At 44.9% G+C, this 26,259-nt stretch carries 21 protein-coding genes and 3 pseudogenes; 6 read left to right on the top strand and 18 right to left on the bottom strand.

Annotation, left to right across the window (positions count from 1 at the left end; translation table 11 throughout):
* Positions 1-88 precede the first annotated feature (88 nt).
* Positions 89-1,297, top strand: a complete 1,209-nt coding sequence (locus tag QLG08_RS12850; protein WP_207806676.1) for an aldose 1-epimerase family protein — start codon at positions 89-91, stop codon at positions 1,295-1,297.
* Between the two features lie 218 nt (positions 1,298-1,515).
* Here QLG08_RS12850 and QLG08_RS12845 read toward each other — a convergent pair whose 3' ends face one another.
* Positions 1,516-2,337 carry a TIM barrel protein gene (locus QLG08_RS12845; protein WP_207806517.1) on the bottom strand — a complete coding sequence of 274 codons (822 nt, stop codon included), beginning with the start codon at positions 2,335-2,337 and terminating at the stop codon, positions 1,516-1,518.
* Between the two features lie 369 nt (positions 2,338-2,706).
* Here QLG08_RS12845 and QLG08_RS12840 point away from each other — a divergent pair.
* Positions 2,707-3,363: pseudogene (locus QLG08_RS12840) on the top strand (MFS transporter); the annotation flags it as partial.
* 303 nt (positions 3,364-3,666) lie between these two features.
* Here the strand turns inward: QLG08_RS12840 and QLG08_RS12835 are convergent.
* A complete protein-coding gene (locus tag QLG08_RS12835) occupies positions 3,667-4,029 on the bottom strand; it encodes a hypothetical protein (protein WP_013027140.1) in 363 nt (120 codons plus the stop codon).
* Between the two features lie 290 nt (positions 4,030-4,319).
* The gene (locus QLG08_RS12830) at positions 4,320-4,784 is read right to left on the bottom strand and encodes a helix-turn-helix domain-containing protein (protein ID WP_014594538.1); all 465 of its coding nucleotides are present in this window, start codon (positions 4,782-4,784) and stop codon (positions 4,320-4,322) included.
* A 209-nt stretch (positions 4,785-4,993) separates the two neighbouring features.
* Here QLG08_RS12830 and QLG08_RS12825 point away from each other — a divergent pair, with 209 nt between their 5' ends.
* Both QLG08_RS12825 and QLG08_RS12820 read left to right on the top strand, forming a co-directional pair.
* Complete coding sequence (locus tag QLG08_RS12825) at positions 4,994-6,121, top strand: MFS transporter (RefSeq protein WP_161610951.1); 1,128 nt, start codon at positions 4,994-4,996, stop codon at positions 6,119-6,121.
* Between the two features lie 2 nt (positions 6,122-6,123).
* Positions 6,124-7,014 carry an EamA family transporter gene (locus QLG08_RS12820; protein WP_014605084.1) on the top strand — a complete coding sequence of 297 codons (891 nt, stop codon included), beginning with the start codon at positions 6,124-6,126 and terminating at the stop codon, positions 7,012-7,014.
* On the opposite strand, the gene QLG08_RS12815 is transcribed toward QLG08_RS12820, so the two are convergent.
* Positions 6,949-7,875 (bottom strand): LysR family transcriptional regulator, encoded by a 927-nt coding sequence (locus tag QLG08_RS12815; protein WP_013027144.1) that lies wholly within the window; start codon positions 7,873-7,875, stop codon positions 6,949-6,951. The two genes, QLG08_RS12820 and QLG08_RS12815, sit on opposite strands and share 66 nt — an antisense overlap.
* A 147-nt stretch (positions 7,876-8,022) precedes the next feature.
* Here QLG08_RS12815 and QLG08_RS12810 point away from each other — a divergent pair, with 147 nt between their 5' ends.
* A complete protein-coding gene (locus QLG08_RS12810; protein WP_282472964.1) occupies positions 8,023-9,444 on the top strand; it encodes a M20 family metallopeptidase in 1,422 nt (473 codons plus the stop codon).
* A complete protein-coding gene (locus QLG08_RS12805) occupies positions 9,441-10,715 on the top strand; it encodes an MFS transporter (RefSeq protein ID WP_024471011.1) in 1,275 nt (424 codons plus the stop codon). The genes QLG08_RS12810 and QLG08_RS12805 overlap by 4 nt, the downstream gene beginning before the upstream one ends.
* Before the next feature lie 982 nt (positions 10,716-11,697).
* On the opposite strand, the pseudogene QLG08_RS12800 reads toward QLG08_RS12805, so the two are convergent.
* The 14 genes and pseudogenes from QLG08_RS12800 to aepX all read right to left on the bottom strand — a co-directional run.
* Positions 11,698-11,856, bottom strand: a pseudogene (locus tag QLG08_RS12800) (IS3 family transposase); the annotation flags it as partial.
* A gap of 12 nt (positions 11,857-11,868) precedes the next feature.
* A pseudogene (locus QLG08_RS12795) lies at positions 11,869-12,919 on the bottom strand (integrase core domain-containing protein).
* 687 nt (positions 12,920-13,606) lie between these two features.
* Positions 13,607-14,761 carry an ATP-grasp domain-containing protein gene (locus tag QLG08_RS12790; protein ID WP_013027150.1) on the bottom strand — a complete coding sequence of 385 codons (1,155 nt, stop codon included), beginning with the start codon at positions 14,759-14,761 and terminating at the stop codon, positions 13,607-13,609.
* Positions 14,762-15,833: 1,072 nt separating this feature from the next.
* Positions 15,834-16,313: a flavin reductase gene (locus tag QLG08_RS12785; protein WP_013027151.1), complete on the bottom strand. Its 480-nt coding sequence runs from the start codon at positions 16,311-16,313 to the stop codon at positions 15,834-15,836.
* A gap of 158 nt (positions 16,314-16,471) precedes the next feature.
* Entirely contained in the window at positions 16,472-17,479 is a 1,008-nt protein-coding gene (locus QLG08_RS12780) for a hypothetical protein (RefSeq protein WP_014605079.1), read from the bottom strand.
* On the bottom strand, positions 17,460-18,698 hold the full coding sequence (locus QLG08_RS12775) for an MFS transporter (protein ID WP_028715789.1): 1,239 nt from the start codon (positions 18,696-18,698) through the stop codon (positions 17,460-17,462). The genes QLG08_RS12780 and QLG08_RS12775 overlap by 20 nt, the downstream gene beginning before the upstream one ends.
* Before the next feature lie 8 nt (positions 18,699-18,706).
* Positions 18,707-19,810: a hypothetical protein gene (locus QLG08_RS12770; protein WP_282472963.1), complete on the bottom strand. Its 1,104-nt coding sequence runs from the start codon at positions 19,808-19,810 to the stop codon at positions 18,707-18,709.
* A complete protein-coding gene (locus tag QLG08_RS12765) occupies positions 19,807-20,271 on the bottom strand; it encodes a GNAT family N-acetyltransferase (protein WP_158279691.1) in 465 nt (154 codons plus the stop codon). Before QLG08_RS12765 ends, QLG08_RS12770 begins: the two co-directional genes overlap by 4 nt.
* A gap of 1 nt (position 20,272) precedes the next feature.
* The gene (locus tag QLG08_RS12760) at positions 20,273-21,040 is read right to left on the bottom strand and encodes a class I SAM-dependent methyltransferase (protein ID WP_013027156.1); all 768 of its coding nucleotides are present in this window, start codon (positions 21,038-21,040) and stop codon (positions 20,273-20,275) included.
* On the bottom strand, positions 21,030-21,563 hold the full coding sequence (locus QLG08_RS12755; RefSeq protein ID WP_014605076.1) for a hypothetical protein: 534 nt from the start codon (positions 21,561-21,563) through the stop codon (positions 21,030-21,032). The genes QLG08_RS12760 and QLG08_RS12755 overlap by 11 nt, the downstream gene beginning before the upstream one ends.
* Positions 21,556-22,794 carry an aconitase/3-isopropylmalate dehydratase large subunit family protein gene (locus QLG08_RS12750; RefSeq protein WP_014605075.1) on the bottom strand — a complete coding sequence of 413 codons (1,239 nt, stop codon included), beginning with the start codon at positions 22,792-22,794 and terminating at the stop codon, positions 21,556-21,558. Before QLG08_RS12750 ends, QLG08_RS12755 begins: the two co-directional genes overlap by 8 nt.
* 6 nt (positions 22,795-22,800) lie before the next feature.
* Positions 22,801-23,922, bottom strand: a complete 1,122-nt coding sequence (locus QLG08_RS12745; protein ID WP_013027159.1) for a hypothetical protein — start codon at positions 23,920-23,922, stop codon at positions 22,801-22,803.
* Positions 23,923-23,943: 21 nt separating this feature from the next.
* Positions 23,944-25,272 carry an LLM class flavin-dependent oxidoreductase gene (locus QLG08_RS12740; RefSeq protein ID WP_014605074.1) on the bottom strand — a complete coding sequence of 443 codons (1,329 nt, stop codon included), beginning with the start codon at positions 25,270-25,272 and terminating at the stop codon, positions 23,944-23,946.
* Between the two features lie 11 nt (positions 25,273-25,283).
* Entirely contained in the window at positions 25,284-26,138 is an 855-nt protein-coding gene (gene aepX, locus QLG08_RS12735; protein WP_013027161.1) for a phosphoenolpyruvate mutase, read from the bottom strand.
* Positions 26,139-26,259 lie beyond the last annotated feature (121 nt).

The following is a 26,259-nucleotide window of genomic DNA, read 5'->3' as shown; positions in this document are numbered from 1 at the left end:
GCAGGTGAGGAAAATCACGTTTCCGTTACGTTCGAATCAGTAAATTCCTCTGATGATTGAAAAAACGATTCAGCTAAAGGGGTAAATGATGAAGACAAAACTCGCACTGACGGTATTAGCCGTGATGATTTCTGGTTCTGCGTCTGCCAAAACCTGGGTGCTGACGAGTGCTGAACAAGGCACAGACAAAGGAACCTGGCAGGTTAACAGCAGCGAGCTGAAATTCCAGGGCAAGCCGTTCAGCATTGAGCAGAAAGTGTTGCACGGCGGTAAGCAGGAAGGCAGTAAGATCCTGGAGATTCGAAGTCAGGATGGCCTGACCATCACGATCGTTCCCACCCGGGGAATGAACCTGCTCCGCGTGGAAGGCTTTGGCACCCGACTGGGCTGGGATTCACCGGTTAAAGAGGTGGTGAATCCCGCTTTTATCAACCTTGAAAGTCGCAATGGCCTGGGCTGGCTGGAAGGGTTCAACGAGATGATGGTGCGCTGCGGCTATGAATGGACCGGCCATCCTGTTAACGACAAAGGCCGCATCTATACGCTGCACGGCAAAGCTGGAAACACACCGGTCTCACAGCTTGAAGTCGAGGTGGCGGATGCGGCCCCGCACGAAATCCGCATCCGCGGTTTGATCAAAGAGAGCACCTTCAAGAAAGCCGATCTCCAGACGTGGACGGAATTGCGCTATGTACCGGGCAGCAATCAGTTCAGCCTGCATGACGTGCTGACTAACCATTCCGATTACCCACACGATTACGAGATTATCTATCACAGCAACTTCAGCACGCCAATTCTGGAAGAAGGCGCACGGTTTCTCGCTCCGATGTCGCAAATCAGTCCGTTTAATGACTATGCCAAAGCCGGTTTGAAAAACTGGCAAACTTATCAGGGCCCGACAAAAGACTTCGATGAAATGGTGTTTAACATCAAGCCGCTGTCTGACAAGGATCATCAGACCCTTGCCGCCGTAGTGAATAAAGCCGGAAACAAAGGTGCCTCTATCCAGTTTGATACCCAACAGCTGCCGCTGCTGACCCTGTGGAAAAATACCGATACGCTGAAACAAGGCTATGTCACCGGGATTGAGCCCGGCACCAACTATGCCTATCCGGTGACCATTGAACGAGAACAGAAGCGCGTGAAACAGCTGGCACCGGGCGCGAGTGCAACCTTCGATCTGACCTATACCTTGCTGCATAACAGCGAGCAGGTGAATGCGGTGGAAAAACGCATCCAGGCGATTCAGGGCGATACGAAGATTGATGAGAATGCTACGCCAATAGCGACAGAGTAAAACATCCTGCCTCTCTGCCGGGAAATTTGTCGTCTCTCAGAGCGGACAGATGATGAATCACACTTACGGGCATAATTGCCCGTAAGTGCATCAACGAAGCCTGGGCGCGTTTACTTCTACGCCCTGTTGGCTGTTCCTCATAATGCTGTTTCTGCGAACCGAAGATGCATGAGATATCATCGATAAATCATCGGGTTAAACCTCACAGGCGAGGCGCTTTACTTCAAGGAACGTTGAATCAGTTGGATGCTGTTTTTAATTTCATGCTGAATCTTGTTCTCATCCCAGTCCGCCAGTTCTGGCGCAAAAGGTTCAAAGGCATAAATGCCTTTATAGCCTCGTTCTTCAAGCTGTTTAACCTGGCGACAGGTGAACAGGCGATCTTCCGGCGTTAACATTATGCGCTCGGCATCTGTCAGGCTTTCACGCGGACGTTTGTCCTCCACGCCCGACAGGTGAACCAGACCAATTTGGGCGATATCCACCTGACTGAATTCGGCGTCAGCATCGGGATAGAGATGATGATGGAAGGTGTCGATTAATAATTTAAAGGGAACATGGGCATCGCGAATAAGCTTCTGCGCCTGCGCTGCCGAACGCAGCGAGCTTTGTGGGAAGCCGAGTGGCTCAACCAGTCCGGTTATTCCATAGGTCGCGAACAGCGGTGCCAAATCGCGCAGTGCGTTTAATGTTACCTCTGGCGCAACCGACGAGCCGTCGTTTAGGGGACAAAGCACCAGCGAACGCGCCCCCACCGCTTTCGCATCGGCCAGCAAGGATTCGGCCAGTTGGCGAACCTGTTCCGTACGCTGATTGAAGGGATAAACGGCATTTATGGTAATAATGTCAATGCCATAGCGTTCAGCCAGTGCGCAAACCTGGGCAGCACTCAGGTTGTCCATCACGTTACCGCTAGGCAAATCGTTACGAAGTTCCACCTTATTCAACCCTAAACCGTTCACCAGCCTGAAGAAGGCTTCAATGCTCAGCGAGGGGGCGATCTTTCTGTTAATACAAAAACGTTCTGCGGCGATGGTCATGCGACTCTCCTGAACCCGGTAACATCAAGCGAACCCAATGGGATAATGAAAATATTTATTTCATTTTAGATTAAAAGGAAAATAAAGTTCTTTGATGACACTCGCAAATACGTTAACGCCCGGTTAAATAACCCAGAAAATAAAGAATAAAACCCACCATTTCTCTTAATTAACAATTAACTGTTCATTATTCTTTTCCTGACAAGAATCGGCAGGTTCACGTGAAAAAATGCATCCCTGATGAAATGGAAATTTCATTTAAATTCCCTTAAGCACCCTGCGAGGACTGCGACAGTCAGGTGTGAATCTTTTACCGGTGTCAGGCCAGTACCTGATTATCGCGGGTTAGGTTATTAGTGGAGATCAGCCATCCAGCAGCTAACCGGCGTTAACACCATTATGTATTATGCCCCCACCGTGCTGAAGTCAGTCGGTATGTCGGATAACGCCGCGCTTTTTGCCACCTTCGCCAATGGCGTGGTGTCCGTCTTGATGACGTTCGTTGGGATCTGAATGCTGGGTAAAGTGGGTCGCCGAACCATGGTGATGGCGGGACATTTTGGTTGCACCGCCTGCCTAATCTTTATCGGTACGGTGAGCTATCTGCTGCCTGAAACGGTTAATGGTCAGCCAGATGCGCTACGGCCTTATAGGGTACTGGCGGGCATGCTGATGTTTCTCAGTTTCCAGCAGGGTGCCTTATCAACCGTGACATGGTTGTTATTGTCAGAGATATTTCCGACGCGACTGCGTGGCATCTTTATGGGCGGTGCCGTATTCGCCATGTGGATAGCGAACTTCCTGATCTCTCTTTTCTTCCCTCTTCTTCTTGTCTGGGTCGGTCTGGCGAGTACGTTCTTTATTTTCGCCGCCACTGGACTCTTTGGTGCCATTTTTGTCATCAAATGCGTGCCGGAAACCCGTAACAGAAGCCTGGAGCAGATCGAGCATGATCTTAAGGGCTGGCTTGATGATGAAAATCGCCATACGGCCGACCATGCCGTTTTCGTTTCAAAAAGCCGCTAACGGCACAGGCGCTTAAGAGTTGGTAATCGCCTGTGCCGTAATGAGGACGTTTAAGGGATGATAGTGCTCAATGTTATCTGACGATGCCCCGTGGATGATCGCGTTCCAGTCAGTAAACCGTCATCTAAACGCTGCGCGGGGCATGCCGAAGATTGATCACCTTTTGCGCCACCATCTGAGCCGTCATGCAGTATAACCGCCCCGGATACAGAGACAGGCTGATATCCGGGGCGTTATTAATTACCGTCAGGCGCTGAGCTAAGCATCGGTGTTCCCCCTACGGACTCATTTAGGGGAAAGCCGTTAGGCCGAAAAGCGACAAGGACGATCAAGCTCGTCCAGTTTCTTTTCCACCAGCCACTGAAACGCTTTGCCATCCGGGCGGGAATAAAGCGCTTTTCTCACCGGCACCAGCGCCACCCACTTCTGGGCAATCGTCATTTTTTTAACGTCGGACAGCGGCAGCCCATGACTTTCGCTAATCGCCCGATTAACGGCCTGTTCGGCAGTGATGCCCTTCCAGTTACGGTTACGCTTCAGCGCCTCGCCAAACCACAGCAGGCGAAAACTCTGGTGACGTTCGATAAGCCCTTTCATCGCACTGACGCGCTGCCAGAACGTTTTACTGAGGGTATCAATGACATCCTCAGGAAAGAAAGAATCCATGGTGGTTCTCCTTTGCAGATGAATGTTCAGGTCAGTATGTGCACCGCTCTCTGTTATATCGGCATATGACCGTCAGAGTGACAGTGACGCATAGCAGGAATGATAAGCGTGTCACAGGTAAATAACGCGCCTGTTTACAGCCTTTTACGTCCTTTACACTATCTAACGAGAGATATCATGGTGTGACCACGGCGCGGTATAGCCCCCTTGTAAGCGAGCTGTTAGCCATCAAAGGCTGCGCCATAACCTTCAGGCGCTTTGCATCCTTTTACTGCGGGTATTTCAGCAATTCACCCGGCGGTTTTATCAGAAACGACGCGCCTGCGGTGGCAGTCGCCCGGTTGCAGTTTGTTTCCCTGAGAGGAGCGCACATCCAAAAACTGAACCGGCTTACCCTGTTCGTTATCAAGCAGAACAGAATAGGTTTCCCCTTGTTCAAACATATAACGCTCTCCCCATTGCCGCATCGCCACAACAATGGGGAAAACGGAACGCCCCTTTTCCGTCAGGACGTATTCCCTGTAGGCGCTGCCATCCGATGCTGGCAAAATGTCGAACACGCCGATATCGACCAGATGTTTCAGGCGCGAAGCCAAGATGTTTTTGGCAAGCCCCAGGTTTTTTTGAAACTCACTGAATCTCCGCACATCATCAAATGCCTCGCGGATAATCATCATGCACCAGCGCTCACCAATCGATTCCAGCGTCCGCGCAACGGGACATTCGCTGGTTCTTAGCGATTCCTGTTTTGCCATGGGTGTTCTCCCTGTCAGTCTGTCTACTGATGTAAGCTTAATTCCCGCATTTAACAGTTGCAAAAAAAAACCACTCTTGTTACTTCTATAAGCAACCTAGTTTTAAAAAGAAACCAGAATAAAGGCACCTTATGGCAGGTAAGGCAAGTACGTGTCGCAATGACGGGACGAAAACCGCATCGACCAGTGTCACTGCGCTGAGTTCAGGGATGACGATGCTATTTTCATTGACCTGTGCACTGGCGGTAGCCAATGTGTATTCTGCGCAACCGTTACTCCAGTCGATGGCGACAAGCCTGAAAGTCTCGCCCGCTATGATCGGCAGCATTGTTACTGCCACACAGGCGGGCTATGCCATCGGCTTGCTTTTTCTGGTGCCGCTCGGGGACTGGATGAACCCTAAACGCGTAGTGATGACGCAGTTGTTATTCTCCGTTGTGGCGTTAGTTATGGCGGGGTTATCACGCAGTGTCACGGTCCTGCTCTGCGCCGTGCTGGTTATTGGCCTGATGGCCGTGGTGGTGCAGCTTATCGTAGCGTGGGCAGCGAGACTGGCGACACCACAAAAACGAGGCCAGGTGATTGGCACCCTGACCAGCGGAATTGTTACAGGCATCCTGTTATCCCGTTTTATCTCAGGCGCCATTGCCGATATCGCCGGCTGGCGGGCTGTTTATCTCACCTCTGCCTGCCTGATGTTGCTGATTACCTGTTTCGTCTGGAAAGTGATGCCATCGCCCCCGCCACGGCCCTGCAGGCCCAGTTACCTCTCCCTGCTGAAGTCGGTTTTCCGGTTGTTTATCACGGAACCTCAACTGCGAAAACGTGGGATGATTGCGCTCCTGATCTTCGCGGCTTTCAGCATGCTGTGGACAACCATGGTAATGCCACTTACGGCACTTTCCCTGACACATACCCAGACAGGTATGTTTGGCTTAGCCGGAATGGCTGGCGTGCTCGCGGCATCACGCGCGGGCAAGTGGGCTGACAGAGGATTTGCCCAACGCACAACAGGGTTAGCATTGGCACTATTGGTGTTCTCATGGCTGCCTGTCGCATATGTCGAAAACTCTTTGTGCTGGCTGGTGGCAGGCATCATCGCGCTGGACTTTGCGGTGCAGGCCGTTCATGTCTCCAGTCAGAGCCTCATCATTGCAGCCAGACCCGCAGCAGCAAGCCGTCTGGTCGGTGCTTATATGTGTTTTTATTCGCTGGGCAGCGCAGCAGGCGCCCTCATTGCAACGCAACTGTATGCCTACTGGGGATGGCAGGCCGTCTGCCTTGCCGGTGCCTCGGTCAGCGCGTGTGCCTTTCTTATCTGGTCAGGATCCCGTTAATCATGAAATACCCACATCTTCTGCTCGCCATCCTGGTTACCGCAATCTGGGGCGTAAACTTTTCCGTCATTAAACTTGGCCTGCACACTATCGATCCCTTCATACTGGCAGCCATTCGCTTCACGCTGAGTGCCCTGCCTGCCCTTTTTTTTATCAAAAAGCCCGATGTGCCGTGGCGTTACCTCATCGGTTACGGCCTGATTTTTGGCATCGGCTTGTGGGGGCTGGTCAATCTGGGAATCAAAACAGGCTTGTCTGCCGGGATAGCATCGCTTGCGCTGCAGTTCAGCGCTTTTTTTACCTTATTGCTGGGCAGCCTGATATTCCGGGAGCGCCTCAGTCGCTATCAAATCACCGGTTTTGTTATCGCCTGTGCGGGTTTACTGAGCATTGTTTTTGTAACGGATGGCTCGGTTACACTGAGCGGTATGCTGCTGGTCATGGCCGGTGCGCTTGCCTGGAGCGTCGCCAACATCATTATTAAAAAGGCAGGCACAAAACAGGTATTCGCCTTTCTGGTATGGTCGAGCGCATTTTCGCCGCTACCGCTTTTTGGCCTGGACTGGCTGGTTAACGGTAGCAGCGGCTTTACAGAGATGTTTAGCCACATGGACAACCGCGCGTTGTTGTCTGTTTTGTTCCAGGTCTATCCCAATACACTTTTCGGCTACTGGATATGGAATTCGTTACTCAAGCAGTATCCGGTTTCCACAGTCGCACCGCTTTCACTACTGGTGCCGGTCTTCGGGATTTTAGGTTCCATGATGATATTCGGCGAGCATATCTCACCGCAAAAAATGCTTGCTCTGCTGTTGATTATTATCGGGCTAACGGTCGGGTTGTATGGTCAGCGACTCGTCCAGCGCGTTCAGTTGCTGCCGCGCAAACGCTAGAAATACCTCCAGCGCGGCGCTACGGGGCCGGCCGGAAGGCACCTGCAACTGCAGATTGCGCTGGCTTAATTGATCGATGCCGACGGAGCGCAAAACCAGTCCGTGCGCTTCGGCTTCCTGTATCACGCTGAACGCACTGCAAATGGTGACGGCTAATGGCGTATGCAGCAGGAACTGGAACAGGGTTGAGAAATTGTCGCAGGTCACGACCGGTTCAATCAGATTGCCGCTCATATGGCTTGCCAGCTCGAACAGCTGTCGTACCGTGGTGTTTTGCTGCGGCAGTGCCAGTGGATAGTGGCTGATATCGCTGAGCGTTACCTGCGGCGCGCTGGCCAGTGGATGACCCTGATGCATGACTAACAGCACCGGTGCAGGCCAGGAACCGAGGATCTCAACCCCGTGCTCAGCGTGCAGGCTGAACTGCAGCGCCAGGTCGCAGTCGCCATTACGTATCAGTTCTGATACGCCCTGTGGGCTGGCGACCTTGATCTCAAAAAGGATGCCGGGATTATTCTCCCGAAATGCGGCGATCATGCGGGGCAGCAACGTGAAGGCCAGGCCATCGGTACAGACCAGTCGAATCAGGGTGCGGCGTACTGCTTTTAGTCCTTTGATTTCCGCCAGCGCGTATTCCATATCCAGCATATTTTTGCGCACGTGATGGGCAAAAATTTCCCCGGCTTCATTCAGCACCATGCCGCGCGCGTGGCGATCAAACAGCGGCACGCCCACCTGCGCCTCCAGCCGCTGAATTTGACGACTGATCGCCGATACCGCAATAAACAGCTGCTCGCTTGCCGCACTGAGCGATCCGGCATTGGCGACGGCAAGAAAATAGCGGATTTCATTACTGATCATGCGAACGCCTTTTGCTGGTGCATGCCTCGAAAACGGGCAGGCAGCTTTGCTTTAAAAGCAAATCTTACTCGATAAATTGATAATTGTGGCAAAGCAGCGTTTCGGAAATGATGGGAAAACCATAATACGAATAAAAGACGAGCAAACATGACAGCCCAACAAGCGGTAGACCAGGCCACCGCCTGGTTCGACAGTGGGGAATTTCAGCGGGTTCTGGCGCGCCGCGTTTCGCAGCGAACCGAGAGCCAGCGCCAGGATCGCGACAGTGAATTACACCACTATTTACACGACGAAATCGGCCCACAGCTAAGTGTGTTGGGTTTCACCCTCCACTTCATCGAAAACGCCGAAGCGGCCCATCGTCCTTTTCTGGTGGCGGTGCGCATCGAAGATCCTGCGCTCCCTACGCTGCTGAGTTACGGCCATGGCGATGTGGTGTTCGGCGATGATGAAAACTGGCGTGAAGGATTAATGCCCTGGCAGCTTGTTGAAGAGGGCGATCGCTGGTACGCCCGTGGCAGCGCAGATAACAAAGGTCAGCACTGCGTAAATCTGGCCGCGCTGGAACAGGTGTTTCTCGCACGCGGCGGACGTCTGGGCTTCAACTGTAAGCTGCTGTTTGAGATGGGCGAAGAGATCAGCTCACCCGGCCTGGCGCAGCTGTGCCGGCAGCACGGCGATCTGCTGAAAGCCGATCTGTTTATCGCCTCGGATGGCCCGCGCCTGAATGCGGTGCAACCTACCCTGTTTCTGGGATCGCGCGGTGCCGTGAATTTCCGCCTGACGGTGACGGCCCGTGACAACGCCTATCACTCTGGCAACTGGGGCGGTTTGCTGAGCAATCCCGGCACGCAGCTGGCCAACGCCATTGCCGCGCTGGTTAACGCACAGGGCGTACTTCAGGTGGAAGCACTGAAGCCCAACTCGCTGACCCCGCAGGTACGTGACATTCTCAGCCAGATCAACGTGGGCGGGATGCCGGGCGATCCCGAGATCGATCCGAACTGGGGCGAACCCGCATTAACGCCAACGGAACGCCTGTACGGCTGGAACACTCTGGAAGTGCTGGCCTTCCTGACCGGCAATCCTGCGCGCCCGATGAACGCCATTCCGGGTGAGGCAACGGCCGTCTGTCAGCTGCGCTTTGTGGTGGGCACCGACTGGGAAAAGCTGGCGCAGCACGTCAGCGAACATCTGACGCAGCACGGCTTTGGCTATGTGAAGGTCGAGTTCCTGCGCGGATCGCCGGCAACCCGCCTTGATCCCACCGATCCGCTGGTCGACTGGGTGCTGGCCAGCATCGCCGAAACCAGCGGTAAGAAACCGGCTCTGCTGCCCAACCTGGGTGGTTCGCTGCCCAACGAGGTGTTTTCTGACATCCTCGGCCTGCCCACATTGTGGGTGCCGCACTCCTATCCCGCCTGCGGCCAACACGGCGTGAACGAACATATGCTGAAGTCGATTGCGCGTGAAGGTCTGCAAATCATGACCCGACTGTTATGGGACTTAGGCGAGCAAGGCCGCGAACTGGTGGCGAAGCATCGTCAACATGCCGGAGGTGTCGCATGAGCACGCTCAACACCGCTGCACCGCTGCACGCGAATAAACCCAGCCTGCATAAAACCCTTTTCGCCACTTGCATCGGTAACGCGCTGGAGTGGTTTGATATTGCGGTTTACGGCTTTTTTGCCAGCTATATTGCCCATGCGTTTTTCCCGACCAGCGATCCGTCCGTTTCTATGCTGCTGACCTTCGGCAGTTTCGGTGTCTCTTTCCTGATCCGTCCGCTGGGCGCGATTGTGTTGGGTAACTATGCCGATCGCCACGGGCGTAAAAAAGCGCTACTGCTCTCCATCAATCTGATGATGCTGGGCGGTGCCATCATTACGTTTATGCCGGGCTACGAACACATTGGCCTGGCTGCGCCCTTGTTGATTCTGCTGGCGCGTCTGATACAAGGCTTCTCTGCCGGTGGCGAATTTGGTAGCTCGACGGCGTTTCTGGTCGAGCATTTTCCCGAGCGCAAAGCCTTTATCGCCAGTTGGCAGTTCGCCACACAAGGTGCAAGTACCCTGATGGCCTCCGCGTTTGGTCTGGGATTAACGAAAATCCTGACGGAAAGCGAGATCCAGGACTGGGGCTGGCGTATTCCTTTTGCCTTTGGTCTGCTGATCGGCCCGCTGGGGATCTATATTCGCCGCCACGTACATGAACCTGCCAGCTTCGCCACCCGGCAGCCTGAAGTCGCCCCGCTTAAGCGCCTGTTTGGTCGTCAGAAAGAGCTGATGCTGCTGGCGATTGGCCTGATGGTGATCTCTACGGCGGTTAACTACATGCTCAACTATGTGCCGACCTACGCCACCCGCAATCTCCACCTGCCCGGCTCTGTGGCCTTTACCGCCACCTTGCTGGCGGGGGTGATCCTGACCGTGGTGACGCCGATTATGGGCCTGTGGGCAGAGCGCGTGGGCCGGGTTCCGCTGATGTGGGGATCGCTGATTTTACTGATTGTCACCATCTACCCTGCCTTTAAGCTGGTGGTGAATCACACCACGCCCACCACGCTGATCGTGCTGGTCTGCTGGATGGCGTTGCTCAAGTCGATTTACTTCTCCACGGTACCCTCGGTCATGGCCGATCTGTTTCCTATGGGCACGCGCGCCAGCGGCATGGCGATCAGCTATAACGTGGCGGTGACGGTATTTGGCGGATTTGCGCCGCTCATCTGCACGCTGTTGATCACCGCCACCGGCACCAGCCTGGCTCCCGGCTATTACCTGATGGCGATGTCGGTGCTGAGCGGCCTGGCGCTGCTGCGAAGCCAGAAGCGGGTGACGTGAGAGGACAGGTGCACAGGGTTGTGCACCTGACGGATTTTATCATCGTGATGAACAGACAGCATGTTTTTGGAAAGAGATTCCCATTTTTGTCATCCATGTCAGATTTCCGCTGTTCGTCATGGCAACCTTAATCATTTACACGTTATGGCGCATGGTTCATCTTTACGGTGTGGTCAGCAACTCGGTTCGATTTCAGCATGACCGGGCTTCACTCTTTTTGTTGCATCATGCCCAGTCATTGAAGTGTGTACCTCTCTCATAACAAGGATGATGGGATGACAATCTCTAAGGAAAAGACCAAAACAAATCAGTACCAAATCCGACTTTCTCACGAGTTTCGGACGCAGCTCGAAGAACAGGCGTGTGAGGATGGTGACGTCAACCTGGCGACGTGGATAAAGCGGGTACTGCGGAAAGAGCTTAAGGTAAGGGGCATTGAGCCGAAGGGGGGAATTTAGGTTGGAGTTATTTCGCTTTAACGGCATTATTATTGTTGTCTCAACAACCAGCCAATGTTTCAGCTGCCAGAGATAAATGCTTATGCGGTTGCCAGTTTTAGTTGACTACTACAGTGCTGACGAATAATGGATACGTAGAGTAAAATTACCCCAAAGTGATCTCGAAGCAGTAGTTAATAAAGAGGGTATGGTTAAAAGTAAAGATTACATAGCTAAATGGCTTTAGACAGGTGAGGATTTATAATGAGTGCAGTAAAAGTTGCAATTAATCCATAGGACTTCACTCTTTATAAATTTGATGACTCTACTTATATAATGAAAGTCATATTTAGTGAAGGCGAGTATAAAGTTGATGTGGAGAGGTTTTTTATTTTAACTGATTATTTTTCTGGGTTTGAATATAACATCTAAAAATTAAAAAAAATCTCTCAAGAGATAAGAAGTGACTATAATAAGCACAAGCATAGAGAAATTAATAAGATTCACTTTAATATTCTTTTAAAGTTTTTTTAACAAGTTTACCACTATGAATCGCCACGGATAATCCAGACACTTCTGAGCCGTTGATAATACTGGTTTTCATATTCTGTCGGTGACATCTGATCGCTCGAACCATGCCGACGCTTACTGTTATAGAACATTTCGATGTAATCAAAAAAATCGCTACGGGCTTCCTCCCTTGTAAGTACACCTTTTTAGTTCCACGCACTTTTTGAGATTTCCGGGTTTTCAGTTATCAGCCGGTATTCTTCCGGCGTCAGGTTATTCAGGGATTCATGAGGGCGCTCGCTTTTATATTCCATCAGCCAGCGCTCTAGAATTTCCTGTGCTTCATTCAGGGTTCTGAACAGATAAAAACCCAGTATTTCTGTCCAGTACGTCCCGCAGAATCGCTCGACAAAGGCATTATGCGTTAGCTTGCCAGGCCTGATAAACTCTGGCATCACACCATGCTCTTCTGCCCATTGTGCCAGCTCAGCGAGACCCGCTCCAGGCAATTAACCATATCCGCACCCTCAGCGGATATCCGCGGTTCGCCACTATCCTGTCCAGTCCCCTGATGACACGTTGGGCTGTGATATTCAGGTCAATTCGAACGCCAGTACTTCGCTGTTAAAATCACCCAACCCATTTTAGGTCCGGAAGCGTCTTCCGCATACCAGCGCATCGTGCATAAAATAGATGGACCCGCTCTGGTTCATTGCCTCTGGCGTAGGCAGCGAGCCTGGATTACTCACCGGCAAAGCGCTGTTTTCCCTTATGGCGAAAATTCAGGTTCAGCAGGCAATAAATCCGGTAAACGCGCTTATGGTTCCAGCTATTGCCCTGCATGCGCAGCACCTGAAAAAGCTTTTAAAGCCTTATCGCGGATAGCGTTCAGCCGTCACGGTCAGTGCCATAATGGCCGGCTCATCACGTCGCGTATCCGGCTGATATCGAAATACCGTCCTGCTCAGCGAAAATATCCTGCAGGCATGACGTCATCTCATAGCAAACTGCGCGGTCAGACAGCTGACTACCTGACGCTTTATCGCTGGTTTTAACATTTATTTTAAATAACGTCTTTCAATGCCGACACTCGAGACTCAGGTCCGCAAACATCGGTTTTAGCCGGCGGTTTACATTTTCGAGGTCTTTCATGTTTTTGATATCACAGGCCTCTGAAATTCCGACTTCGCGGCAGACATCTTTCACGGACTTCAGAACGGCAAAGATCTGGTGTTCGATGAATCGGGCTTTGCGCATGACAATCTCCTCCGGTAAAATAATTATTATGCCGAAAGATCTCTAAAGTTGAATGGTCCGCTTTGACGTGATGCTGACAGCTAAATATGATACTATCTATTATTAAATCTTAAATGAATTTTTAAAAAGTGCTTGCTGCAGAAGAATTGATGGTTAAGAGCTAAGTCTAACTTATTAATGGCAAGAAGCATTTAATTTTGATAACATCACAAACATTGTTCTTTTAAACTCTTTTTATACCAACTGCATTTGTGGGAGGCAAAATGAACAATTATTGGCATCAATTCGTAGACACATGATATTTATCAATGCGAAGTAACATTGAGGCAGATTACAACTCCCCTCTGAACATCGAAACTCCCATTAACTCAGAACATCTAAATATCTACAGACCTTCAAAAACATTGCCTACGAGTTAAATAAATATAATACCACGTATAGTCTCACCATAGCTAACCAATAATATAGATCATTTTTTGAAAAAATTAATTCCACACCAGGGAGGGCAACCATCTTTAAATTAATCAATTACTACCCCACTCTGTTTACTATAATAATTAATCATCATACTTATCAATTAATTCTAATTTTTTTGACAACCTCAAAATAATACAGTTAATTATTTTATTTCCCCAATAAACTTATAGTTTTCTATTTTAAAACTGCATATTACAAATACATGTAAATTTAAATATATTTTTCGAATAACTCCTTACTCTCATTTATGCCATGAATAATTCTTTCTGAGTATATTTCTAATTCAGTATTTTTGATCCTCTCTAATAGTTCACATTGATCTTCACCCCATATTGTGGCCCTTCCTGTGTTGGTTTTTCGAGATTTCATTTTTTGGACGAAACCAAATTCTTTTAAACCTGTTTCAAGTTTCAAATGAATTGGCATCTCAATGACTTCGTTTTCATGATTTAATTGTGAAGAAAATTTATTATAAATTTTACTTTCCAAATCCAATTGATATAAATTTTCATTACAAGCATATCCAGTAGCTCTGATTGTTCCATTATACCTCGCATTAATTTCTATAACTACCAAATCCTGATGTGTTTTTATAAACTCAACCTCTATCCATCCATTAAAGATATTGGTATTACTAATTTTACTTAATATGGCATTTATTTTTTCATTTAAGCTTTTATTTTTTAGCTTGCTAATATACCTGAATTTGTCCATTGCGTGCCCGCTATGAATATCAGTTTCGCCTTTAAACATTATCGGGGAGGCTATATAAAACCCATTTAGCATATAAGCGTTTACAGAAAACTCAAGTCCTTTCAGAAACTGTTCTACATACCAATCAGTTACCTCATGAGGGAGTTTATATATGTCATCAAATCTTTGGCAATAAAATTGATTTACACCACCTGCTCCATTGTTAGCTTTACAGACTATAGTTCCACCATTATATTCAAGGAAATCATGTATTTCTTTTTTTGTGTTACATTGAAGCCCTTTGGGAATACTAACACCCAAAAATGCCATTAACTCTTGCGTGATGCTTTTATAAGCAGCTGTAGAAAAAGCATTTTCATTCATGCCTAGATAGATGTTTCTTAATCCTGCCAACTCAACAGCTTTTAATTCAGCGAACGAGTTGATTTCAGAACCGGAAGTGCTCCATATAAAATCAATTTCATTCCCAAGCTCCATTAATCTTACAGAGTAAGAATCTATCTTATCGTAGTACTCATATTTTAAACCTAAGCTAAGTTCATTTATTTTTGGAGTATAGAAAATTAGTGATCTTTTTAATCCAAACTCATCGCATGCCATAGAGGATAAATCACTATTAAAATGCGACGTAATAATTAAACTTTTCATCATTTTACACCTTTAGTTATGCTACTTTAATTTCATCCATAGAAAAATGAACGTTTATAAAATACTAACTCAATAGCTAAAATGGTTATAAAGAGTAACTAAATGCCAGATTTAAATTTCTAACTCGCACTAAATAAGTATGTAGTTTCGATATCTTAAATATAATAATACATGCACTGTGAGCCTGACGGCAAGCCGTCAATACATGTCCTTTGGCTGGAATCGCCTTTACTAACAAGTGTCTAATATGTAAGCCAAACCTGAATTAATACTACATCAAGACGACCAGAATGACCACAAATCGGCATTAGTTTTATCAAAAAATACGATATCAATGCTAGCTGTTGTCATCATAACAACTGCCTATGTTCCAGTGAATTGAGAGAAACGCCTTGGGGTAACCACATCCAAATGTCATCATTACCTGAGAGATGACGCTATCGGGCGGTAACAAATCCGTTTAACCTTTAAAATAGAGCACCGGTCCTTTTCTACTTCACATCACACTCCCATACACCTGTTTTACTCATCTGGCATTTTGTGCCTGATTCTCACTTCAAAAAAATAATTTTCCTCTGGGAAGGTTCCCTTTTTATTAAGGAATCGTACCTATGCATTACATCAGGATGACTAATCCTCTTATGTTACTGAATTATGATTAGACGGCTTCTGCAAAAATTATAGTGCATTACGTAAAAACTCAGCTTAACCTTCGTCTTAATTACGGACACATAGTTGATGAAGATCCCCTGATTCCTGCTGACGGCCTTCCTGACTTCCTGACCTGGTTCCCGAATCTGATTTAAATTGGGATTCAGGTATAATGGGTTCAGGAAAAAGGAAGCAAAAATTCAGAATTTAAATGAAAGTGAAAATCAAATAAAAAATTAATATTTACACGGAAGGTATAATTTAAACACCTAAAAAAAACACACCTTACAACTCTATTTTAATGTAGAAACAAGAATATTAACACCTGGTGATTATATCTGATGAATATGATGCGGCCTGTTTTTTCTCAGAATATTTATGCCACGAAATAAAGACAGTATTACAGCATTTTAGGCATAGTGCCTTATGATACACGATGATAATTCCGGCAATAATAAACCAGCGCATCTTTCCCCACAAAAGCTTTAGAAGAAAGAACCTGACAAAAGAAGACAGAGTGGGTTCCTGATTCCACAATATTATCTACACGACAATCTAAACAGCAAACGGAATCAACTACAGCAGGAGACCCCGTGACCAGAACGTCTGCGTCGAATAATGCTAAGCGCTCCTCAACTGAAACCTGATGATTAGCACATTGCATTGCAATGTTGCTTTGCTCTCCTGAAAGAATGCTGACACACAAAGAGCCATTATTTCTTATAACACTATTGTTATTGGAGGCACGATTTATACATACGAGTAAAGTGGGTGGGTCGTCGGTGACAGAACACACGGATGAAACTGTACATGCTGCAGCCCCGCAGGAGCCGCTTGATGTTACAATAGTGACTGCAGTAGGAAGATGCGACATTGCGTGGCGAAAAGCACTTTTATCTAGCATAATAGAGCTCCAATGAGTGTTGAGGTGTTATCGCATGATGTTAAATGAGCAATGACATGTAACTTTAAAATATTTTAAACTGGTTCTTATATACAACCTTCAACCCGGTAACCATGTCGCCTTTTCAAAATGAGAGGTTATTTCTAGTTTATGTTTTATTATTCTTTCTTTGAAAAAAGATCATGTTCCTGAATAGCCATGGTAAGACTGTATGGGATGTTATTTTTAATAAGCTGTTCTGCTATATCGCTTGATGGTTTATAAGGGTAAATATACTCTTGAACGGCAGGCATGACCAGATTAGTGGGTAACGCAAACTCAACTTCAGATTGATTTGGTAATGCCATTTTCCATTTTTCAATCACCTGATGCCAGTAGTTATCCATTTTTTCGCCTCCCACAAATGCTGCAGGCTGAAAAAAATTTAACAGCGCAATGTTTGTAAAATTATCAAAGATAAATGCATCGCGCCATTCACTGGTAAAACTCAATTCTTCGCCATTCAGTCTTCTGCATTGTGCCTGGCTTAAAAAAGCTTCTAAAAAATTAAAAGATATAACATCGTTTTTTGCCTGATGAATAATAAAAGCTACAAATGCGTCAAGTGGGAGATAAAGGGTACGGCCTTTATGTGCAAAACCGCTATTGACCTCTTGAACGGCTGTCATATAGATGAAGCTAAGAGAAATACGTTTAAACTTCATACTTGTATCAAAGTCATGACGCAGACGTCGATCTACAGAGGCAGAGTGCATTTCATTTGGTTTTAGCGAGTAAACGATATTATGTTTCTTTTTTTTATTTCGTGTGAAAAAGGTAAGTTTATCTATTTTCCCGCCGTTATTAAACCACCATGCATAAGGGCGCCAGTTCAGATCGCTAAAGTTGGTATGGGTCAAGAAAAACCTTAAATGGAACGCGTTTTTGTTACTATTTTGTAGATCGTAGACATAACGTGAGACCCCCGCTCTTGGAAAAAAAACATTCATACTTGCATGAGGTAAGGTAATATAAATATCTTCTGATGTTATAAACTCATTGATTGCGCTGGGTGTGACGCCAAGCGTTTCAAGCACATGTTCTCTTTCCTGCGTATTTAAATGAGTAAACTGTTTAAGATAAAAACCAGTAATAAATTCAGAAAAATCACTTTTGAAATTTAACATCACCTAAATCCTCATAGTTAAAACTGCGACTCTGATAAACCCATAATACATTGAAAAAAATAAGCAGTATCGCAAGTATTAGATAAGTTGTAGTTATGCTGTAAAAAGTCAAAAAAGCACCAGACGAAATAGAAAAGACAATTTTCACACCAGAAGCGACTGAGTTTCTCATCATTGTGAATTTACCAATATTTTCTATATCAGGCATTTGATTCGTGAGTACCTTAATAGAAATCATATGCCATGAAACAAAAAAAGAAGTGAGAAATAAAAAAAAGTATACGGCATAATAATTTCTCGTTGATAAACACATCAAAATCAGACAGATGCCAGAAATACACAGAGAAAACCGTAATGAAGACTTTAGAGAAAGCATATTGAGTGCTGCTGCTATCCCCGAGATAATGACAGCACATTGTAGAGTCATATTCAGCACTGGATAAATTTTCTCGCTATTACCATATAGAGAAGATAATGAAGGAAGGGATGTGTTTAAAAATTGTAAAGCTCCACTTGATGGAACAGTAAAAATCAAGGGTAACAAAAAGTCCTTACTGCGAAAAAGATATGTAAAGGATTCATTTTTCTTAGTGACAGAGTGAATCTGCACAATAACCTCAGCGTCTTTATTATCAGGATTCCCTTTCTCAAAAAGTGTCGAAATATAAATATTCAAAAGGTAGATGCAGCAGGTCAGCATGAGCGCTTGCATGTAGTAACCCGTACTGATAGCCCATCCTCCTATGGCCGCGCCAAAAACCTGAGCGGCCTGCATGCCAGAGGAGGCAAGCTGAAGTGCTTTTATTGCATCACTATTACTGAATGCTGTTCTGATAATGCGATTTTGGGATGTCTTATTAAACATTTTGACAACAGATAATACGGCCTGTGCCAAATAAAAGATACTGAGCGTGATTAGTTCAAAACCCTCATTTCTCATTAAAATAAAATAGACAATTAGCGATATGGCACTAAGAGAAACATTACTGATAAATAACTGTTTTCCAGGACTGCTCGCATCAGCTTTTTTGAGGAAAAAGAATCCTAATACGGCTGATGGAAGATATGAAGAAACTATAGTCAGACTGACAAGCATCGGACTATGAGTTTCATGATATATAAGCCACAAAAATATAACCGTCTGAATCCCTTCAGCCGAGCATGAAAGAAAATTGTATATCTGGAAGAAAGCGTTTTTTTTGGTTTCATATTTTAACATATCGAATCTTACTCTTGTCTGTCAGAAATATCATGCAAAAAATTCCTTATTTCTTCTAAGGATGATGAAGAAACATAAATCATATGATTAAAAGACGTTGAACTGGGAACTGCGGGTTTAGCAGCATTCTCACGCAAATTTACATATTTATCCACGGATACTTTTGACGTACTTCTGATATCATCGACCGGGAAAGAAGAACATATCCCAATAGCAGCACAATATTTATCGGACTTATGATTTAGGGGTAAAATAAATTCTTTATCAATCTGAGAATAAATAAATGCCTCCCAGAAATCGACGCCTCTATACATATAATACATATCGGTCACACCCGCTCCGGGAGGGCGGATACCAAACTCACCGAGTATAAATCCATCCTGAGTATGATACATTTCAATATGAAAAACGCCATTAGTCATTTCAAAATGACTTTGCAAATTCGTGGCAAGTATTAAGGCATCTTCATGAAGCCGTGTGCCATCGGGTAAGTTGATACTGGCTCTGTTTTTACTTTTTGCCTCGAGTATAGGCCTGTCGTAAATTGACAGTGTTGAAAAGAGGATATTACCGTCTTTGATTATACAATCAAGATGATATTCATCTCTCATTAAAACCTTTTCTTCAATTAACATCAATTTGTTATTTTCATTAAGATATTGGTTTAAGTCTTCCTGTGTGACTGTTTCGACATGTTTTGCAGAACTACCTGTAAGAGGTTTTACGATGTAATCTTTCTGGGATGACAGTAAAAGATTCTCTGAATTGATGATCTCACCTGATAGCCAGAACTTTGGACAGGATAAAAAACCTGAGCAAAAATTACGCATCAGGAATTTATTGGTTGCAATTGTACTTTTATAATATTTTTCACCATAAAGTGAATAACGATTACGCAATAACCCAGCCAAAGCGATAAAATCCTCAGAACTGGCTATAACATAACTGAATGATTTTTTATGCATTAAATCATCTGAAAGATTAATGATATAATCTATACTTTCGTTATCCAGTGTTCCTCCGTCAATAATAATAAATTCTATCTCATTGAGCCCTTTGATGACTCTTTCCATATTACTTTTCAACCCAATAACCAATGCTTTTTTATTCATGGCTTTTCACCGTTTAATTTTAAAATAAATACACTATGCATATTTGTCTGGTATTTATGATAAAAGTAAAATCCTTTACTTTCAAAATAGCGTCGGTTATAGCTTAGCGAATCTCGCAAAACTATCTTCATAAAATCCTTTCTTTTTTCATACGCTATTTTCTTCAGTTTATGAAATAATTCATTCCCTACTCCCATTTTTCTGAATGGTGGTGTGACGCAGAGAAAATGGAAGTCCAGATAAATATCATAAAGTTCATATCTCACTGCCCCCACAATGTCTGACTTGTATTTCGCGACTAGCCACTTCGAGGATTCCTGAGCAATGATATTTTCAGTAAACTGCAAAGCGGTAGGTGAGAAATTCAGTGTATAAGGTTCGTAAACTTTTTCTAAAGCCTTTCTTAACAGCTTCGCATCTTCATACGAAGCTTGTTCAATGCTGATGTCCTGAATCGTCATGCTATGAATCATCACGCTTCTTAGCTATAAATAACTCACTTATATAATCTATGCTAATTTTTCCACCAACTGAGTGTTCGTCAATCAAGATTTCAATCTCCTTCCAGAATCCATTACGATCGTTCTCAATAGCTCTTTGTACCTGGGTTGAGGAAGAAATGAATCCAAAAAAATCTTCTGAAATCATTTCCATAGTCCACCCTGTGACGACTTTCTTAAAGTTAGCAATAGGCAATTTAAAAACATTGGTGATTTCATTTTCATAGTCATAGTCGCGATAATGTCTGCTGTAACCTGGACTAAATTTCTCTAGCAAACCTTCATATTTGTTAAGCATTTCATTATTTCTGTAATCTCGATTGTTTTGCAAAACTGCAAAAACCCCGCCCTTATTTAAAGATTTTATCGAAACTTCTAATGTTTTAGCTCTATCCATCCATTGGAAGGACTGTGCCGCCATAATGACGTCAATACGGCTTTTATCAGAAAGAATATCTTCCGCTTTTCCTTTAACCCAAGTCGTACCAGGCAGTTTTTCCCTTCCTTTTTTTATCATATCTTCAGAAATATCTATCGCCGTGAAATCATAGTGTTTTCCAGTGACACGTGTCATACCTTCAATAGCAATACCTGTGCCTGCGCCAATATCGTATATATTTTTGGCAGACGGCTGCATCCAGTCATGGATTTCCTTGAAAAGGATTGCAGGATAACGGGGACGATATTTATCATAGTTATCAGCCAAACCATCAAACTTTTCACTTTTCATTGCTATAACCTCTTAAAATATCACCTTTTTTTTCCATAATTTTATTTATGGTGTAGGGTATTATGCCACCTGCACTGACAATTGCCGTCATCTGCGAGCTGGGAGGGAAAAAATTTATTTGATTATTTTCTGTATAAATTACCCCTCCAGTCAGTTCTATTTTAATTTCACTTAAATCTGCAAGTTCACTCGTATCGACCTCAATCGCATGTAAACCCAAATTCCAAGAGTTCCTAAAAAAAATCCTCCCGAAAGAAGGGGAAAATACATATTTAACACCACATGCCAGCAGAGTTGTTACTGCCTGCTCCCGCGAACTCCCTATACCGAATATTTGATCACATACAAGCACATCATTGATACTGAGCGTTTCCCTAAATCCGGGAAAACGGCTCTCAAAAAGATGCGGTGCCAGCTGGGCCGGCTCGGTATACATATGTTTATAGCGCGCAGGTATAATATCGTCGGTCGAGATGTTCCCTTCCACGCGTCTGACGCGATAATTTTCAGCAGTTTTACTCATATGCGGACTCTCCCTCAAAATGTGGAACAGTGCCGTTCAATGCAACCATCGCTGCAGTTCGTGGAGAACATAAAAAGATGTCTGCCTCAGCATTCCCCATTCTTCCCTTAAAATTGCGGTTCATCGTACTTAATACTTTCTCCCCATCCGCAGGAATGGTTCCTTGGGTACCCACACAAGCTCCACAACCCGGTGGGGTGACAATAATGCCCGAGCGGATAAGCGTATCGATATATCCCGCCTGGAGAGCTTTTAGATAAACACTTTTCGATCCTGGCGTCAGAAGGCAGTGAATATCGGGATGTATTGTTTTACCAGCAACAATTTCGGCCACCTCTTTGATATCTTCAAGTCTGCTGTTAGTACAGCTTCCAATGAAAATATAATCAAATTTCAGACCCTCAAAGTCATTTGCAGGTTTAGCATACAAAGGACTGTGAGGTGGTGCGATATGGGGCATTAATTCTGATACAGAAAAATTGATGACACTGTCTGCCACTGAGGCATCCGCCTTCAATAGCCCCTCAGGCCTGCCTTGCCCATCTGGCATAAATATGCATTTGGCTCCTAACTCAACAGCCATACTTGCAAAACTTGCAGCTTCGTCAAGCGTTAGCTCTTCTGCCCATTCCCCTGAAACTTCGATCGATTTATAAAGAAATGGTGTTTGTCCGTACTTATTTAAAAGTGCCAACATGACATCTTTTGCCCGCACATCTTTTCCCGTTTTACCCTTAATACACAAATGGACTGTTTGAGGGACTTTCAACCACGTTTGTCCTGTTAACATAGCAACCAGAATATCCGAAGCCCCCATTCCCAGCGCTAAAGACTGTACGGCCCCCCCTGTACAAGTATGGGAATCTGCGCCCAGCACTATATTGCCGGGTTTAAATATTTTACTCTCCAGGGCAATGACGTGACTAATTCCCTCCCCTCGTGAATAGATGTTTATTCCAAGTTTTTTTGCAAATTCCATGGCCTCGTTGACACGTTTAGCCATGGTTTTATCAGGTACCAGAACTGAATGGTCGAAGAAGAACCCGATTTTATCGGGTTTTAGCACCTCAGACAGATGATAATCCTGAAACAGTTTTGCCACGGTCGGTGAATTTCCATCCTGAACATAGACGTAGTCAACATCTACCGTGATCAGTTCACCTGCTGAAACCTGACCTCTGCCACTGTGTGACGCAATGATCTGGTTAACAATCGGCTGATTACTTTTCATACCTGTTTACCCCGCGGTATACAGATCAACTAATACATGTGGAGGGATCCCACCGGGGTGGCGCACGGCATGACTTCTCACGCGTTCTAAACAGCGATCAAGAGCCTTATCGTCGGCAGCTTTCACGCCTGATTCTTCGAGAAAATGTTTGATAATGGCGCGACCGGAATGTTTACCCACGACCAGACGTCGTTCTCCTCCCACCGTAGCTGGGTCGAAGGGTTCAAAAGTACTGCTGTCTTTGAGCATACCATTTGCGTGAATGCCCGATTCATGTGCAAAAACGTTATCGCCTACGATCGGCTGCCATGGACTGATTTTTTGATGGCTGTACCTGGCGACCGTTTCACTCAACGCGATTAATTTTGTTAAATCGAGCCCTAAATCAACCCCGTGGAAAAAGTGCAATGCCATAGCAACTTGTGCCAGGTCTGGCATTCCAGCCCTTTCACCAATGCCATTGACGCAGACATGAAAGTAGCGTGCTCCTGCTTCAATGCCTGCCAGCGTGTTAGCAACTGCAAAACCAAAATCATTGTGGCAATGGCACTGCAAATCGATGTTGACGTTCTTATTTAACAAAGAGACTTTTTCTTTGTATTGTGCAGGAGAAAGAATACCAATCGTGTCAGAGAGGCGAAGACGATCGGCTCCAGCCTCAGCAACTACCTGTGCATACTCCTGTAAGAATCCAATATCTGTTCGGCCTATATCTTCTGCGCTGATAGAAACAAACATCCCTTTGTCTTTGGCAAACTTAACTAAATCTGAAGCCGTCTTTACAAGCCAGGACTTATCTTTCTTAACGCTTTTCTCTAAATGGATAGCTGAAGTCGGTAGCCCGATATGCACCGCTTTGAATCCAAGTGAGATACTGTACTCAATGTCTTCAAGCACGCCTCGGTTCCACGCGATGATGTTAATTTCATTTTTTCTCTCTAACATTTCCGACAGAGCCTTTACTTCATCACCCTTCATCGCAGGTATTCCGGCTTCGATCCATTTAACGCCCATATTTGCAAGTAGATAAAAAATTTCTACTTTTTGCTCTGGTGTAAATGCAACACCTGGCGCCTGCTCACCATCACGTAAAGTGGTATCTTCAAGAATCAGATTTTTATTAAGCATTTTATATTTCCTCGCAATACATTATTGATTAAACAATTTATTAGTAGGTCTTTTAAGCCCCAGTTTTTCTCTTAATGTTCCAGTAGAATATGATTTTTTATACCATCCTCTTGCCTGAATAAGTGGAATGACATGATCGAAAAGATTAATAAGAGATTCAGGCATGAGAGGAGGCATAATGTTGAAACCATCACATGCTTCATTTTCAACCCACTTAATCATCTCATCTGCTAAATCTTGATAGGAACCTGTAAATGTATAATGTCCTCTTGAAATGATTATTTTTTCATAAAGTTGCTTGATAGATAGTTTTTCTTTTCGAGCTAAATCGATAATAATTTTTTGTCTACTCTGATTACCATTAGATTTCGGTAAATCTGGTAATGGTCCTTCAGGATCATTGTTTTTTAAATCAACCCCACCCAGTAAATCTGATAACATACTTAAGCCAAATGATTGAGGGATCAGTGCGTTGAGATCATTAAGCTTTTTACGGGCTTTAGATTCGTCACTTGCAATATAAAAGCTTAATCCGGGAAGAATAAGAAGTTCACTCTTTGACCTTCCGTATTTTTCCATTCGCCCTTTAAGATCATCATAGAATTTTTTTGCATCTTCAATATTGTTTTGTGCAGTAAAAACAATATCTGCTGTTTTTGCAGCTAACTCTTTTCCTTCCTCAGAGGAACCCGCCTGGACGATGACGGGATAGCCCTGAGGAGGGCGAGCTATGTTTAATGGGCCTTTTACATTAAAATATTCACCCTCAAAATTTATTTCCCGGTATTTATCCTTAACGAAGAATTGTCCACTGGTTTTATTCCTTACTAAAGCATTGTCTTCCCAGCTGTCCCACAAACCACTGATAACCTGCCATGCTTCCCAGGCCATATCATAACGCTTTGAATGTTCTGGATGAGCGGCAAGGCCAAAGTTTTTAGCCGCATCCGACTTTGAGGATGTCACCAGATTCCACCCTGCCCTTCCTTTGCTAATGTAATCCAGCGAAGCAAATTCCCTCGCAATGTTGTAAGGGTGTTTGTACGTCGTTGAAGCCGTCGCAACCAGCCCAATATTTTGTGTTTGAGATGCTAAATACGATAATAATGATAATGGCTCCAGTACAGATACCCTGCTGCCATAACCGTCCATATTGTCCTGAAATACAGAAGGCGTATCTGCAAGAAAAAGTAAATCAGCTAATCCTTTCTCACATACTCTTGCAAGATTGGCATACGTATCAATATCAAGCGCTGCCGCTGCATTTACGCCACTTTCGCGCCATGAAGCAGGATGATGTCCTGTTCCATACGATATATAGGCACCTATTATCATCTCTTTTTTTTTCATGGTCATTCTCTTTAAGGAATCAGTGAAATAATTTCCTTTACACTCATGCAAGATTTTTCTATCTCTGCCGTCCTGCCATATCTCAATATTTCTTTTGAAACATTTTCCATTGCTTTATAAGCAGCCCTGAGCATATGGTTTGCATAAATGATCACGTTAAAACCCGCTTCACTGAGTTCTCTGTTGCTGGTTGCAGAATAAGTAGTAGGAACACAAATTAATGGTACTGATGGATATTTTTTCCGAAATTTCGTACTGAATAAGAAAACCTCATCCGGAGTCTTCTTACAACTATGAATCATAATTCCGTCTGCCCCGGCTTCGACGTATGCGTCGGCACGTTCGAGTGCATGTTCTACGTCGAACCCTGCAATAAGACTTTCAAGTCTGGCTATGATCATAAAATCATCAATATAAACTGCAGATTTTCCTCTTTTAATCTTCTCTGAAAAATCATTAATATCTGCGAGAGTCTGTTCTACTTCAGTGCCGAACAAAGAATTTTTCTTTAATCCTGTTTTATCTTCGATGATGACGCCATTTACACCGTTGTTAATCATTCTTTTTACGTAATAACTAAAATGTTCTGGTTTTCCCCCCGTATCAGCATCCATGATGATGGGCATGTCTGTCACATTTCGGATATCAGCAATATTTTCTAACCTGCTGCTTAATGCCAGTGTTTCGTTATCGGGAATACCGCGAGATGCTGAGTCCGTTAACGAGCTTGACCATATACCGTCAAATTTGACAATACGGCCTTCTGAATTAGTTTGTTCTGCTTTAGACGCAATTAATGCGGAGAGCGGATTATGGGCCTCAATAAAAATCAGAGTACCCTTTTCTGCAATAAGTTTTTTGATCATATAAACACCTTTGATGCGTAAAGATGAGAAATTAAGACGCTCTTATAGAGTGCCTGCCTAAACGCTTTACATTTCCGTGGTGATAAAATGATCAATAAAAAATTTTTGAAAAAAGTCGTTC

It is taken from the genome of Pantoea sp. V106_11 (genome assembly GCF_029967885.1).
In the GTDB taxonomy this organism is placed as follows: domain Bacteria; phylum Pseudomonadota; class Gammaproteobacteria; order Enterobacterales; family Enterobacteriaceae; genus Pantoea; species Pantoea ananatis.
This window is presented reverse-complemented; position numbering and strand designations above follow the sequence as displayed.

What these genes read in the sequence shown, in the direction of transcription:
- aepX (WP_013027161.1), bottom strand. Translation starts at nt 26,138, where the DNA reads ATGATCAAAAAACTTATTGCAGAAAAGGGTACTCTGATTTTTATTGAG.
- QLG08_RS12810 (WP_282472964.1), top strand. Translation starts at nt 8,023, where the DNA reads ATGACAGCCCAACAAGCGGTAGACCAGGCCACCGCCTGGTTCGACAGT.
- QLG08_RS12825 (WP_161610951.1), top strand. Translation starts at nt 4,994, where the DNA reads ATGACGATGCTATTTTCATTGACCTGTGCACTGGCGGTAGCCAATGTG.
- QLG08_RS12830 (WP_014594538.1), bottom strand. Translation starts at nt 4,784, where the DNA reads ATGGCAAAACAGGAATCGCTAAGAACCAGCGAATGTCCCGTTGCGCGG.
- QLG08_RS12805 (WP_024471011.1), top strand. Translation starts at nt 9,441, where the DNA reads ATGAGCACGCTCAACACCGCTGCACCGCTGCACGCGAATAAACCCAGC.
- QLG08_RS12820 (WP_014605084.1), top strand. Translation starts at nt 6,124, where the DNA reads ATGAAATACCCACATCTTCTGCTCGCCATCCTGGTTACCGCAATCTGG.
- QLG08_RS12780 (WP_014605079.1), bottom strand. Translation starts at nt 17,479, where the DNA reads ATGTTAAATTTCAAAAGTGATTTTTCTGAATTTATTACTGGTTTTTAT.
- QLG08_RS12845 (WP_207806517.1), bottom strand. Translation starts at nt 2,337, where the DNA reads ATGACCATCGCCGCAGAACGTTTTTGTATTAACAGAAAGATCGCCCCC.
- QLG08_RS12745 (WP_013027159.1), bottom strand. Translation starts at nt 23,922, where the DNA reads ATGCTTAATAAAAATCTGATTCTTGAAGATACCACTTTACGTGATGGT.
- QLG08_RS12835 (WP_013027140.1), bottom strand. Translation starts at nt 4,029, where the DNA reads ATGGATTCTTTCTTTCCTGAGGATGTCATTGATACCCTCAGTAAAACG.
- QLG08_RS12815 (WP_013027144.1), bottom strand. Translation starts at nt 7,875, where the DNA reads ATGATCAGTAATGAAATCCGCTATTTTCTTGCCGTCGCCAATGCCGGA.
- QLG08_RS12765 (WP_158279691.1), bottom strand. Translation starts at nt 20,271, where the DNA reads ATGACGATTCAGGACATCAGCATTGAACAAGCTTCGTATGAAGATGCG.
- QLG08_RS12760 (WP_013027156.1), bottom strand. Translation starts at nt 21,040, where the DNA reads ATGAAAAGTGAAAAGTTTGATGGTTTGGCTGATAACTATGATAAATAT.
- QLG08_RS12790 (WP_013027150.1), bottom strand. Translation starts at nt 14,761, where the DNA reads ATGATGAAAAGTTTAATTATTACGTCGCATTTTAATAGTGATTTATCC.
- QLG08_RS12785 (WP_013027151.1), bottom strand. Translation starts at nt 16,313, where the DNA reads ATGCTAGATAAAAGTGCTTTTCGCCACGCAATGTCGCATCTTCCTACT.
- QLG08_RS12750 (WP_014605075.1), bottom strand. Translation starts at nt 22,794, where the DNA reads ATGAAAAGTAATCAGCCGATTGTTAACCAGATCATTGCGTCACACAGT.
- QLG08_RS12770 (WP_282472963.1), bottom strand. Translation starts at nt 19,810, where the DNA reads ATGAATAAAAAAGCATTGGTTATTGGGTTGAAAAGTAATATGGAAAGA.
- QLG08_RS12775 (WP_028715789.1), bottom strand. Translation starts at nt 18,698, where the DNA reads ATGTTAAAATATGAAACCAAAAAAAACGCTTTCTTCCAGATATACAAT.
- QLG08_RS12740 (WP_014605074.1), bottom strand. Translation starts at nt 25,272, where the DNA reads ATGAAAAAAAAAGAGATGATAATAGGTGCCTATATATCGTATGGAACA.
- QLG08_RS12850 (WP_207806676.1), top strand. Translation starts at nt 89, where the DNA reads ATGAAGACAAAACTCGCACTGACGGTATTAGCCGTGATGATTTCTGGT.
- QLG08_RS12755 (WP_014605076.1), bottom strand. Translation starts at nt 21,563, where the DNA reads ATGAGTAAAACTGCTGAAAATTATCGCGTCAGACGCGTGGAAGGGAAC.